Annotated in this window: 12 protein-coding genes; 10 read left to right on the top strand and 2 right to left on the bottom strand. The window is 67.1% G+C overall.

The window, feature by feature from the left end; genetic code table 11:
- Positions 1-4 precede the first annotated feature (4 nt).
- Positions 5-685, bottom strand: a complete 681-nt coding sequence (locus ACYVOO_RS05820) for a response regulator transcription factor (RefSeq protein ID WP_453350912.1) — start codon at positions 683-685, stop codon at positions 5-7.
- 347 nt (positions 686-1,032) lie between these two features.
- On the opposite strand from ACYVOO_RS05820, the gene ACYVOO_RS05825 reads away from it, so the two are divergent.
- From ACYVOO_RS05825 to ACYVOO_RS05865, 9 genes are all read left to right on the top strand, one after another.
- Positions 1,033-2,550, top strand: coding sequence for a peptide MFS transporter (locus tag ACYVOO_RS05825; protein WP_461014559.1), 1,518 nt, complete (start codon positions 1,033-1,035; stop codon positions 2,548-2,550).
- 347 nt (positions 2,551-2,897) lie between these two features.
- Complete coding sequence (locus ACYVOO_RS05830) at positions 2,898-4,400, top strand: peptide MFS transporter (protein WP_461014560.1); 1,503 nt, start codon at positions 2,898-2,900, stop codon at positions 4,398-4,400.
- Positions 4,401-4,592: 192 nt separating this feature from the next.
- On the top strand, positions 4,593-5,114 hold the full coding sequence (locus tag ACYVOO_RS05835) for a DUF6879 family protein (RefSeq protein ID WP_461014561.1): 522 nt from the start codon (positions 4,593-4,595) through the stop codon (positions 5,112-5,114).
- 139 nt (positions 5,115-5,253) lie between these two features.
- The gene (locus ACYVOO_RS05840) at positions 5,254-5,460 is read left to right on the top strand and encodes a hypothetical protein (protein WP_461014562.1); all 207 of its coding nucleotides are present in this window, start codon (positions 5,254-5,256) and stop codon (positions 5,458-5,460) included.
- Positions 5,444-5,968, top strand: coding sequence for a DUF6879 family protein (locus ACYVOO_RS05845; protein WP_461014563.1), 525 nt, complete (start codon positions 5,444-5,446; stop codon positions 5,966-5,968). The genes ACYVOO_RS05840 and ACYVOO_RS05845 overlap by 17 nt, the downstream gene beginning before the upstream one ends.
- On the top strand, positions 5,952-6,788 hold the full coding sequence (locus ACYVOO_RS05850; protein ID WP_461014564.1) for a Scr1 family TA system antitoxin-like transcriptional regulator: 837 nt from the start codon (positions 5,952-5,954) through the stop codon (positions 6,786-6,788). The genes ACYVOO_RS05845 and ACYVOO_RS05850 overlap by 17 nt, the downstream gene beginning before the upstream one ends.
- Positions 6,789-6,946: 158 nt before the next feature.
- The gene (locus ACYVOO_RS05855; protein WP_461014565.1) at positions 6,947-7,144 is read left to right on the top strand and encodes a hypothetical protein; all 198 of its coding nucleotides are present in this window, start codon (positions 6,947-6,949) and stop codon (positions 7,142-7,144) included.
- A 227-nt stretch (positions 7,145-7,371) separates the two neighbouring features.
- Positions 7,372-7,560 carry a hypothetical protein gene (locus tag ACYVOO_RS05860; RefSeq protein ID WP_461014566.1) on the top strand — a complete coding sequence of 63 codons (189 nt, stop codon included), beginning with the start codon at positions 7,372-7,374 and terminating at the stop codon, positions 7,558-7,560.
- Between the two features lie 379 nt (positions 7,561-7,939).
- Positions 7,940-9,046, top strand: coding sequence for a methyltransferase domain-containing protein (locus ACYVOO_RS05865; protein WP_461014567.1), 1,107 nt, complete (start codon positions 7,940-7,942; stop codon positions 9,044-9,046).
- A 145-nt stretch (positions 9,047-9,191) separates the two neighbouring features.
- Here the strand turns inward: ACYVOO_RS05865 and ACYVOO_RS05870 are convergent, their stop codons facing one another.
- Positions 9,192-10,313 carry an acyl-CoA dehydrogenase family protein gene (locus ACYVOO_RS05870; protein WP_453350926.1) on the bottom strand — a complete coding sequence of 374 codons (1,122 nt, stop codon included), beginning with the start codon at positions 10,311-10,313 and terminating at the stop codon, positions 9,192-9,194.
- A 224-nt stretch (positions 10,314-10,537) separates the two neighbouring features.
- Here ACYVOO_RS05870 and ACYVOO_RS05875 point away from each other — a divergent pair, with 224 nt between their 5' ends.
- Complete coding sequence (locus ACYVOO_RS05875) at positions 10,538-11,881, top strand: UDP-glucose dehydrogenase family protein (RefSeq protein WP_461014568.1); 1,344 nt, start codon at positions 10,538-10,540, stop codon at positions 11,879-11,881.
- Positions 11,882-12,035 lie beyond the last annotated feature (154 nt).

Below are 12,035 nucleotides of genomic sequence, written 5' to 3' on the forward strand. Positions count from 1 at the left end.
AGTGCTAGCTCTTCTCGAAGCGGAAGCCCACGCCGCGCACCGTGGCGATGTAGCGGGGGTTGGCCGCGTCGTCGCCCAGCTTCTTGCGCAGCCAGGAGATGTGCATGTCGAGCGTCTTCGTCGAGGACCACCAAGTGGTGTCCCAGACCTCGCGCATGAGCTGGTCGCGGGTGACGACCCGGCCCGCGTCGCGCACCAGCACCCGCAGCAGGTCGAACTCCTTCGCGGTGAGCTGCAACTCCTCGTCGCCCATCCACGCGCGGTGCGACTCGACGTCGATGCGCACGCCGTGCGTCGCGGGCTGCTGCGCGGGCTCGGCCGTGACACCGCGCCGCAGCAGGGCGCGCACCCGGGCGAGGAGTTCGGCGAGGCGGAAGGGCTTGGTGACGTAGTCGTCCGCACCGGCGTCGAGCCCGACGACGGTGTCCACCTCGTCGGCGCGCGCGGTGAGGACCAGGACGGGGAAGGCATGGCCCTCGTTCCGCAGCCTGCGGCAGACCTCAAGGCCGTCCATGCCGGGGAGGCCGAGGTCCAGCACGACCAGATCGATTCCCTCCCGCAGCCCGGCGTCGAGTGCGGTGGGTCCGTCCTCCCGCACCTCGACCTCATAGCCCTCGCGGCGCAGAGCGCGGGCGAGCGGCTCCGAGATCGACGCGTCATCCTCGGCTAGCAGTACTCGGGTCATGGCCCGATGGTAGTCCTCGTCGCCGAGCGTGAGGGCGCTCCCCGCCCACCCGAGTCGATCTTTGGGGACGTGGACACGTCACCTTGGAAACGGTCGCACGGTTTCGCTTTTCACCTGTGATCTGTGTCGCAATGCCTTCCGTCACGCGGGAGCGTGTGACGTATGGTGAGGGCGCTTTTGCAGTGACCGTCAAGGATCCTTGGGCCACGCCAAGCCCGCCCGGGGTCCTTTTCTGTGTGATCCGTCGGTCCGTGACCGTCGGTCGCCACCTCCCACACAGGGCGTGCCGTGTCCCGTATGTGCCGCATGTACGGGCACATACGTCCCGACCGGCAAGGAACCCCCACATGGCGTCCAGTCTGACGAAGGGCGCGGCCGGCAACACCGGCGGCAAGACCTTCTTCGGCCACCCACGAGGTCTGGCCACCCTTTTCATGACCGAGATGTGGGAGCGCTTCAGCTTCTACGGCATGCGCGCCCTGCTCGTGGTCTACCTGATCTCCGGAGGCCCGGACGCCGGTTCCGGCTCCCAGGGCGGCGGACTGGCCATGGATCTGGCCACCGCGACGGCGATCTACTCCGTCTACAACGCCATGGTCTACCTCCTGGCCCTCCCCGGCGGCTGGTTCGGTGACCGGGTATGGGGTCCGCGCAAGACCGTGGCCATCGCCGCGGGCATCATCATGTGCGGCCACCTCGCGCTCGCCGTCCCCGGACAGGCGATGTTCTTCGTCGGCCTCGCGCTCGTCGCGACCGGCTCGGGCCTGCTGAAGGCCAACATCTCCACGATGGTCGGCCACCTCTACAACGGCCCCGACGACCCGCGCCGCGACGGTGGCTTCACCGTCTTCTACATGTCGATCAACCTCGGCGCCTTCATCGCGCCCTTCGTCATCGGCACCGTCGGCCAGACCGTCAACTGGCACCTCGGCTTCTCGCTGGCGGCTGTCGGCATGGCGCTGGGCCTGGTCCAGTTCCTGCTCGGCTCCCGAAACCTGGACCCCAGGAGCAGCACGGTCCCGGTCCCGCTGAGCGCGCAGGAGCGCACGGCGGTGGTGCGCAAGGGGCTGATCTGGCTGGCCGTCGCGGTGGTCTTCTACGCCGTCGTCGTCGGCACCGGGCACTTCACCCTCAACTGGGCGATGATCCCGCTGACGCTGCTGGGGCTGCTGCTCCCGGCCGGGATGCTGCTGCGCATCAAGCGCGACAAGGACCTGACGGCGACCGAGCAGGGCCGGATGACCGGCTACATCTGGTTCTTCGTCGCCGCTGCCGTCTTCTGGATGATCTTCGACCAGGGCGCCTCCACCGTGCAGGCGTTCGGCGACGGCAAGACCTCCACGTCGATCCTGGGCTGGAACTTCCCTTCGACCTGGTTCCAGTCGATCAACCCGCTCTTCATCATCCTCATCGCCCCGCTCTTCGCCGCCCTGTGGCTGGCGCTGAACCGGCGCGGCAAGGAGCCGAGCACGACGGTGAAGTTCTCCTTCGCGCTCGTCGTCATCGGCCTCTCCTTCTTCGTCTTCACCATCCCGATGAGCATGGCCACCGGGGACACCAAGGTCAGCCCGCTGTGGCTGGTGCTGATCTTCCTGATGCACACCATCGCGGAGCTGTGCCTCTCGCCCGTGGGCCTGTCGGTGACGACGAAGCTGGCGCCCGCGAAGTACGCGAGCCAGCTCATGGGCGTCTGGTTCCTCGCGGTGACCGCGGGCGACTGCGTCACGGGCATGCTCGCCATCGGCGGCGCCGACCTCAGCGGTACGGGAGTCGTCGCGCTGGAGGCGGCCCTCGCGGTGGTCGCGGGCTGCGCGGTCTTCATGTACCGCAAGAAGATCACCGAGAACATGTCCGAGGTGAAGTAGCGGAATCCGGTTCTACGGCGCCACCGGGCTCAGCCCGGTGGCGCCGGCCCGTGTCTGGGGCCCCATTCCCGGGGCCGGAGGGTGTGTGCCGGAGAGCAAGCGGAATGAATGGTTCGACTTTCACGTATTCTGGAAAGCCGGGCTTCTCGTCCGCTCACGTACGCCAAGGGCCGCTCATGGCCGGACGGCGCCGGACGACAACACCCTGAATCCCAGTCAATGACCTGGCGGCCGGGTCCTGCCGCGCGACGAAGCGCGCAGGGCGTGGATCCCGGTGTGCGGCCTTCTGTGCCGTCGTGCCCTCGTGCCACACCGGTGCCGGCCACTCCTCAGAGCAAGGAACCACCATGGCGTCCACCTTCACCAAGGACGCGCCGCAGGGCATACCCGCGGCCGACGGCAAGACCTTCTTCGGGCACCCCCGGGGTCTCGCCACCCTCTTCATGACCGAGATGTGGGAGCGCTTCAGCTTCTACGGCATGCGCGCCCTGCTCGTGCTCTACCTGACGGCCGCCGCCGTGGACGGGGGCATGGGGATGGCGACGGCCACCGCCGTCGCCCTCTACTCCGTCTACAACGCCACCGTGTACCTGATGTCGATGCCCGGCGGCTGGCTCGGCGACCGCGTCTGGGGCCCCCGCAAGACCGTCGCCATCTCGGCCTTCATCATCATGATCGGCCACGCCCTGCTCGCCGTCGGCGTGGACGCCCTGTTCTTCGTGGGCCTCGTCTTCATCGGCGTCGGCTCGGGCCTGCTGAAGGCCAACATCTCCACGATGGTCGGCCACCTCTACCAGGGCCCGAACGACCCGCGCCGCGACGGCGGCTTCACCGTCTTCTACATGGGCATCAACATCGGCGGCTTCGCGGCCCCGCTGCTCATCGGCTGGGCGGGCCAGAAGGTCAACTGGCACCTGGGCTTCGGCCTGGCGGCCCTGGGCATGGCACTGGGCCTCATCCAGTTCCTCCTGGGCACCCGGCACCTGGCGGCCGAGTCCAGCGTCGTCCCGAACCCGCTGTCGCGCCCCGAGCGCGTCAAGGCCGTCCGCAACACCCTCGTCGGCGCGCTGGTCCTGGCCGTGTTCTACGCGGGCGTCGTGCTCGCGGACGCGTTCACCATCAACTGGGTGCTGTGGCCGCTGAGCATCGCGGGCCTGGTCCTGCCGACGTACTACTTCGCCCGCATGCGCCGGGACAAGGAGGTCACGGGCGAGGAGAAGAAGAAGCTCACCGGCTACATCTGGTTCTTCGTGGCCGCCGCGATCTTCTGGATGATCTTCGACCAGTCCGGCTCGACGCTGACCCTCTTCGCGGAGAACAGCACCTCGACCGACCTGTTCGGCATCACCTTCCCGACGAGCTGGTTCCAGTCCGTCAACCCGCTGTGGGTGATGATCCTGGCCCCCGTGCTGGCGGCGCTGTGGGTCAAGCTGGGCAGCCGCAACCCGTCGACGACCACGAAGTTCTCGATCGGCCTCATCGGCATCGGCGTCTCCTTCGGCGTGATGATGCTCGCCATGGCCGCGGCCTCCGGTGACGCCAAGGTCACCCCGCTGTGGCTGATCGTCGTCTACCTCATCCAGACCATCGGCGAGCTGTGCCTCTCGCCCGTGGGGCTTTCGGTGACGACGAAGCTGGCGCCCGCGAAGTACGCGAGCCAGCTCATGGGCGTCTGGTTCCTCGCGGTGACCGCGGGTGACTGCGTCTTCGCGATCGTCCAGCTCGTCATCGGCGACGCGGCCAGCGGCACGACGGGCTTCGCGGTCCAGGGCATCATCGCGGCCCTCGCGGGCCTGGCATTCCTGGCCTCGCGCCAGAAGATCAGGCCCTTGCTGGGCAGCGTGAAGTGACGCGGCGCGCCGGAGGGCGCGCACGACGGTGAAGGGGCGGCACCGCACCCGGTTGCGGGGGCCGCCCCCTTTCCCGTGCCTTCTTGACGGCCTTGTCGACAGGCCGCGAGGCTCGCAGCGACAGGCGTGCCGCACGTGATTCGCGTCCCGGTCCGCGCGCCCGCATGGCGGAGCACACGAGGAAGGCGCGCGATGCCGCGGAACGCTCAGCAGCCGAGTTTCGCCGAGTGCCTCCGGGGCATGGTCCGCTCGGCGGTCCACCTGGAGACGCGTGACGACTACGGCGACAACGAGCGGTTCGCCGCGTGGCGGCGCGGAGCGGGGATCGACTGGGACGACCGCGCGTCCTGGTGGCGGCCCTTCCACGACCAGATCGCCGCAGCAGTTGAGCGCGGGGTGGTGGTTCGCCGGGCGCGCGTCGTCAGCGGGCCGGTGTCCGAGTACATCCGCTGGGAGCATGCCATGACGCGGGCCAATCCCGCCGCAGGCGAGCAGGTCCGGCGGGTGCCCCGCCGTCTCGCCTCGGATCTGGCGCTTCCCTGCAACGACTTCTGGCTGTTCGACGACCGGCTGGCCCGGATCCACCACTTCGCCGGAGACGGCTCCCTCGTGGAGGACGAGTTCTCGACCGACTCGGCCGTCCTGAAACTTTTCGCCGCGTCGTTCGAAGCCGCGTGGGAACGCGGCATCTCCCATGAGGAGTACCGGATCTGATCCGGTCTGCCTGCCTCCATTGAGGTCTTTATGCGAGTACGGGCATAGTCGCGTTCCCGCATAGACGGCTCGTCGCTCGCCCTCGTACGGTCGTGACCATTCGGCCCAACCAGGGCCAGTAGCGAGGGGGTTCGTAACCGTGGCTCGTGAGGAACTGACCCGACTTACCGGCAACGGAAACGGCACCTGCGGTGGGGAGGACTGCCCGAACGTCTACCGGACGACGAGCGGTTCGCTCGTCGTCCAGGGAAGCGTCTCCGAGGCGTTCACACCGCCGTCCGGCGAGGCCCTGGTAGAGATCCCCGAAGCCGTGCTGAGGGAGGCCGTTCGTGCTCTTGGATGGTGACGAGTGGCGTCGCCGTTTCGCGGAGATCAAATGCGAGGCGTGGCGGCTGGAAACGCTGCCGCAGTACCTCATGCCGCAAGAGGCGGAGCAGTTCGCAGCGTTTCGCGAAGGACAGCCACTGAGTCCGTACGCGGCTTCCGCGTACACGGAACGTGTGTCACGTCAGCGCATCGAGGGGAAGCGTAACGGGCGGGTGCATATTGTGACCCGGCCCCTTTCCGACTATCTGCGATTCGAGTTCGGCCGCTACTACGAGGCGCATGCGCGAGCGGGCGACGAGATCCGCATCCTCGACGTGACTGACCGCCCCAACCCCCTCGCGGGAGTTCAGGACTTCTGGATGTTCGACCGCGCAGAAGTTGTCCTCATGAACTATGAGGCGGACGGCAGGCAGATCAACCGTAAGGTATTCGAGGGTGATGTGACTCCGTTCATTGAGCACCAGAGGATCGCGGTAGCCGAGTCGGTCCCTTTCGAGGAGTACGTGAACGGTGGCTATCGAGCCTGACCAGTTGGACCAGTCCGGTCTAGAGTTGGCCGCTATGCTTAAGCATCTCCGCAGACAAGCCGGACTCTCAGGAGTCCGGCTTGCTGTGCGCTGCAATATGTCCCAGTCAAAGATCAGCCGCATTGAAGGGAACAAACTGCGCCCTTCCTTGGTGGACGTTGAGCAGATACTCAGAGGAGTCGACGCCCCTCCTGCCATTGTGGCCGAAGTCATGGCAATGGCCCGCATCGCACAGACGGAGTGGCAAGACCGTAAGGCCCTGCACCGAAAGGGCCTGGACAAGAAGCAGCTAGAACTAGCAGGACTGGAGACGGCCACCACGGAATTCCGGTATTTCCTGCTGTCCATGACTACGGGATTGTTGGCAACGCCGGAGTACATCAGGGAGAGCATCGTGCATGCTCCGCCGGTGCAACAGGACAAGGTCGTCGGCATGAAGCTCGAACGGCAGGCCGTTCTGCTCGACCGCTCCAAGCGCTTCACGTTCCTGCTCACCGAACAAGCTGTCAGGTATCCGCTGGTGTCTCCTGATGCCATGGCCATGCAGATTGATCGTCTGACGTCGCTCTCACTTCAGATTAATATTCGAATCGGCGTGCTGCCGATGGGCGTGAAGTTCAGCAATATTCCGCTGAGTACATTCAGCATTTACGACGACCGCCTCGCGACCATCGAGACGGACCTTGGTGCGGTCGTCTTCCGGAACCCGAAAGATGTTCGTTCACTCATCGACCGGTTTACGCTCTATGAAACTCATGCCGCATTCGGAGGCGACGCGCGAGAGCTGCTGGCCGAGTGGGCTTGGTCGTTCCGTCAATGATCTTTATTCGACAACGCGAATAATTTGGGGAACCTGCTCCGCTCTGAGGGATGATCGAACCTCGCGAATTGCGGGGAGGTAGTCGGAATGGTGATCGGTACAAGTTCGGCGAGCGGGACTTGGGAATTCACGGCGTACGCGCCCGAAAGGGTATCGGAATGAGTGGTGAGCCGAGGACTTACCCGAGTCAGCCGGTGGAGCTGCCGTTGTGGCGGGAGCTGGAACCGGAGCCTGTCGCGGGGTGCGCGGGTTGCACTGAACTGGCCAACGTGCGGGATCGTGCCCGGGCAGGTCGCGACATGACCACCGTCTCCGACTGCAACGTCATCCTTCGGCGGCATCCGGAGGGGCACTGACGGTCACGGTCCGGAAGCCGGCGACGTGCCACGGATGCGAGGCGCGGCATCGGAAGTCTGCGTTCGACAGGAAGGAGCGGGCGAGAATGGGAAAGAAGAACGAAGACGACTGGGACCCGTACGCCAAGCAGGATCAGGCAACTGATCCCGACACACGCGTGTCTCAGAAACGGAGACGTGCACAGCAGCATGGCCGATGACGAGGACCGCGAAGGGACGTAGCGCCCGTGATCCACGGTGAGAATCTGGCGAAGGACCTGCGGTGCGAGCACGGGTTCGTGCACGTCGGGCGCACCAGGGACGGGAACGCCGTGGTGATGCGGCGGAGCGAGAAGTGGACCGTCGTCCCCCTGCGCTGGCTCACCGAGGAGGCCGTCGACACCATCAAGGCCCAGGCCGGAGTCGGCTCTGTCTGAGCGGCCGATGAGGGCAGGAGGCGAGGGGGTTGTCTCCTTTCGGCCGCGGTCTCGGCCAGGGGCGTCCATGGCCCCGTGCGCATCGCGGCGGAGCAGTTTTGCTGAGCGCCGGAGGACGCCTCGGTCCCTCATGCGTAACTCACGCGAGCACTCGATCACCGTGCGTTTCCCGGTATGGAGCGACTGGATCGGGAGAAGCCCGCGTATGCGGTACGGCTTTTGAGCCGTCATGTCATTGTCGGTAACGGGAAATGAGGCAGAGATGGGTAAAAAGGGCGGAGGCCACTCCGGCAAGCCCGACACCTCCAGCAGCGACGGCCACCGCGACAAGCCGCCGGGCCCGACCAAGCCGTACGAGCCGCCGAAGAAGTGAGGCCGGATGACGACGCAGCAGCGGCTCGTTGAGGCGCTGAAAAGCAAGGGCGTGTTGCTGCCCGAATGGCGAGACGCCGTGACCAGTGTGGATCGCGCGCTGTTCATCCCTGAGGTATTCGAGGCAGGGGACTTCGCCGCCGATCCCGAGGGCTGGTTGCAGGCGGTCTACTCGGACGCGCCCGTGGTCACCCAGGTGAACGACGGGAAGGAGGCACCGGAGGATGCTTTCCGGCTCTTCACCTCGTCCTCTTCCATGCCGTCGATCATGCTCGAAATGCTGGGCCTGCTCGATGTACGGGAAGGGCAACGGGTACTGGAGATCGGTACGGGAACCGGTTACCACGCTGCCTGGCTGTCGCACCGGTTGGGCGACATCAACGTGACCTCGGTGGAGGTTGACGAGGCGGTGTTGTCCACCGCTGTGGAGAACTTGAAGCGGGCGGGATTCCACCCGACGACGATTCTCGGGAACGGCCACGACGGGCACCGGCGGGGTGCGCCGTACGACCGGATCATCTGCACCTGCACCATGCGGGAAGTGCCGCAAGCGTGGTGGGAACAGTGCCCGGGCGGGCGGATCGTCACCCCATGGGGCAGCAGCTACTTCAGCGGCTCGTACGCCACGCTGGATGTGACGAACGGGAAGGCGCAGGGATCATTCTCCGGTTATCCCGCCTTCATGTGGGACCGCACCCACCGGGGCGGTGCGGGACGTACCGCGGATATCTACCACGAGGAGGAGGGTGAGAAGAGCAGCACCGACATCGCACCGCAGAACGTGATCCAGGACGATCCAGCCTTCTTTACCGGCCTGAGCCTCACGGATGCGTGGTACCGGTGGTGTGAGGCGGAAGACGACAGCGGGGAAGCCACCCTGTGGTTCTTCGCGGACGACCGGAAGTCGTGGGCGACCGTGGAATACGTCCCGGACGCAGAGACGTACGAGGTGGAGCAGTACGGGCCCCGTTCCCTGTGGGATGAGGTGCGGAAGGCGTTCCTCGGTTGGCATGACGCGGGAAAGCCGGAACGGTCCAGGTTTGGCCTGACAGTTGATGGTGACGGACAGCGGGTGTGGCTTGACGACCCGCACAATGTCATCGGAAAGCCGTAGCCCGAACGGCCGAAGGAAGCCCCCGCTTCGGCGGGGACTTCCTCCAGCATTCACGCCCGTCGGCAGCCCGAAACGACCGGGAACGGCCGGAGCCGATCACGACCCGCCAGCCGCTGGAAACGGCCGCTGGCCTGCGGGAACCGCTCTACGGGAGGTTGCGGGCCATGACGATGCGCTGGACCTGGTTCGTGCCCTCGTAGATCTGGGTGATCTTCGCGTCGCGCATCATGCGCTCGACGGGGTAGTCACGGGTGTAGCCGTAGCCGCCGAGGAGCTGTACCGCGTCGGTGGTGATCTCCATGGCGGCGTCGGACGCGTAGCACTTGGCCGCGGCGCCGAAGAACGTCAGGTCCTCCTTGCCGCCCCCGGCGGACACCCGCTCGGACTTCGCCGCCGCCGCGTACGTGAGCTGACGCGCGGCCTCCAGCTTCATCGCCATGTCGGCGAGCATGAACTGCACGCCCTGGAAGTCGCCGATCGGCTTGCCGAACTGCTTGCGCTCCTGGACGTAGCCCTTGGCGTAGTCCAGCGCGCCCTGGGCGATGCCCAGCGCCTGGGCCGCGATGGTGATGCGGGTGTGGTCCAGGGTCTGCATCGCCGTGGCGAAGCCGGTGCCCTCCGCGCCGATCATGCGGTCGGCGGGGATGCGGACGTTGTCGAGGTAGACCTCGCGCGTGGGGGAGCCCTTGATGCCCAGCTTCTTCTCGGGGGCGCCGAAGGAGACGCCCTCGTCGGCCTTCTCGACCACGAAGGCGCTGATGCCCTTGGTGCGCTTCTCGGGGTCGGTCACGGCCATGACCGTGTAGTAGTCCGAGACGCCCGCGTTGGTGATCCAGCGCTTCACGCCGTTGAGCACCCAGAAGTCGCCGTCGCGTACGGCCTTGGTCTTCATGCCGCCCGCGTCCGAGCCCGCGTCAGGCTCGCTCAGGCAGTACGAGAACATGCCCTCGCCCCTGGCGAGCGGGCCCAGGTACTTCTTCTTCAGCTCCTCCGAGCCGGACAGCACGACCGGCAGCGAGCCCAGCTTGTTGACGGCCGGGATCAGCGACGAGGACGCGCAGACCCGGGCGACCTCCTCGATGACGATGACGGTCGCGAGCGCGTCGGCCCCGGCGCCGCCGTACGCCTCGGGCACGTGGACCGAGTGCAGGTCGTTCGCGGTGAGCGCGTCGAGCGCCTCCTGCGGGAACCGGCCCTCCTCGTCCACCTCGGCGGCGAACGGCGCGATCTTCGCCTCCGCGAGCGAGCGCACCGAGTCCCGGAGCATCTCGTGCTCCTCGGGCAACCGGTAGAGGTCGAAGTCGGCTGCTGCGCTGTTGTCCGAGGGCGCCAAGGTTTTCACTCCTCTGAGAGCGGCTCTGCTAATTACCGTTAAGTAACCCAATTCTAGAGGGAGCCGAGGGAACCGGGATACGTGAGCTTCACGACAGCACGCCCCCGGCCCCGGTTATGCTCGCGGGCAGCGTTCTGCCCGCAGCTACAGGAGCACAGATGGCCTCGCCCAAGATCACCGTGATTGGCACCGGATACCTCGGCGCCACCCACGCCGCCGCCATGGCCGAACTGGGCTTCGACGTGCTGGGTCTCGACATCTCCCCGGAGAAGATCGCGACCCTGGAGCGGGGCGAGGCCCCGATGTACGAGCCGGGGCTCGACGAACTGTTGCGCAAACACGTCGCCGGGCACGAGGGCGCCAGCGGACGGCTGCGCTTCACCACCTCCTACGCCGAGGTCGGCGAGTTCGGCGACGTCCACTTCATCTGCGTCAACACCCCGCAGAAGCACGGCGAGTACGCCTGTGACATGTCCTATGTCGACGCGGCCGTCGAGTCCCTGGCCCCGCACCTGACGCGCCCCGCGCTGGTCGTCGGCAAGTCGACGGTCCCCGTCGGCAGCGCGGACCGGCTCGCCGCGCGCCTCGCCGAGCTGGCCCCGGCGGGCGAGGAGGCGGAACTCGCCTGGAACCCCGAGTTCCTCCGCGAAGGCTTCGCCGTCCAGGACACGCTGCACCCCGACCGCCTCGTCGTCGGCGTCCGCAGCGAGCGCGCCGAACAGCTCCTGCGCGAGGTCTACGCCACCCCCGTGGCCGAGGGCTCGCCCTTCATCGTCACGGACTTCCCGACCGCCGAACTGGTGAAGACCTCGGCGAACTCCTTCCTGGCCACCAAGATCTCCTTCATCAACGCGATGGCCGAGGTCTGTGAGGCCGCCGACGGCGACGTCGTCAAGCTGGCCGAGGCGATCGGCCACGACGACCGCATCGGCAAGAAGTTCCTGCGCGCCGGCATCGGCTTCGGCGGCGGCTGCCTCCCCAAGGACATCCGCGCCTTCATGGCCCGCGCCGGCGAACTGGGCGCCTCCGAGGCGCTCAGCTTCCTGCGCGAGGTGGACTCCATCAACATGCGGCGCCGCGCCCAGATGGTCGAGCTGACGCGTGAGGCGGTCGGCGGCAGCCTGCTGGGCAAGCGGGTCGGGGTGCTGGGTGCGACGTTCAAGCCCGACTCCGACGACGTCCGCGACTCGCCCGCGCTCAACGTCGCGGGGCAGCTCCACCTCCAGGGGGCGCAGGTCACGGTCTACGACCCCAAGGGGCTGGAGAACGCGCGGGCGATCTTTCCCACGCTGGGGTACGCGGACAGTGCGATCGGTGCGGTGCGGGGCGCTGACGTCGTGCTGCACCTCACGGAGTGGCGCGAGTTCAAGGAGCTGGACCCCGCGGAGCTGGGGGAGGCGGTGGCGACGCGGCACGTCCTGGACGGGCGCAACACGCTGGACCCCGCACTGTGGCGCAAGTCCGGCTGGACCTTCCGAGCCCTGGGCCGCCCCACGGCCTGACCCCCCTTCACCGGACCGCGCCCCTTCACGGGGTGCGGGGTGAAGGCCACACGGGGTGCCTGTTTCTTGTAAGGGGTGCGCCTGGTGTGGGTGCCCCTTGGGGGGTTCGTTCGCGTGTGGCGGGCCGGTGGCACGGGTTGTGCCCACCCTCCCC

Source organism: Streptomyces daliensis, assembly GCF_054782395.1.

Excerpts from the sequence above, each read along its gene's own strand:
- ACYVOO_RS05820 (WP_453350912.1), bottom strand. The coding sequence starts at position 685 with ATGACCCGAGTACTGCTAGCCGAGGATGACGCGTCGATCTCGGAGCCG.
- ACYVOO_RS05825 (WP_461014559.1), top strand. The coding sequence starts at position 1,033 with ATGGCGTCCAGTCTGACGAAGGGCGCGGCCGGCAACACCGGCGGCAAG.
- ACYVOO_RS05830 (WP_461014560.1), top strand. The coding sequence starts at position 2,898 with ATGGCGTCCACCTTCACCAAGGACGCGCCGCAGGGCATACCCGCGGCC.
- ACYVOO_RS05835 (WP_461014561.1), top strand. The coding sequence starts at position 4,593 with ATGCCGCGGAACGCTCAGCAGCCGAGTTTCGCCGAGTGCCTCCGGGGC.
- ACYVOO_RS05855 (WP_461014565.1), top strand. The coding sequence starts at position 6,947 with ATGAGTGGTGAGCCGAGGACTTACCCGAGTCAGCCGGTGGAGCTGCCG.
- ACYVOO_RS05865 (WP_461014567.1), top strand. The coding sequence starts at position 7,940 with ATGACGACGCAGCAGCGGCTCGTTGAGGCGCTGAAAAGCAAGGGCGTG.
- ACYVOO_RS05870 (WP_453350926.1), bottom strand. The coding sequence starts at position 10,313 with ATGCTCCGGGACTCGGTGCGCTCGCTCGCGGAGGCGAAGATCGCGCCG.
- ACYVOO_RS05875 (WP_461014568.1), top strand. The coding sequence starts at position 10,538 with ATGGCCTCGCCCAAGATCACCGTGATTGGCACCGGATACCTCGGCGCC.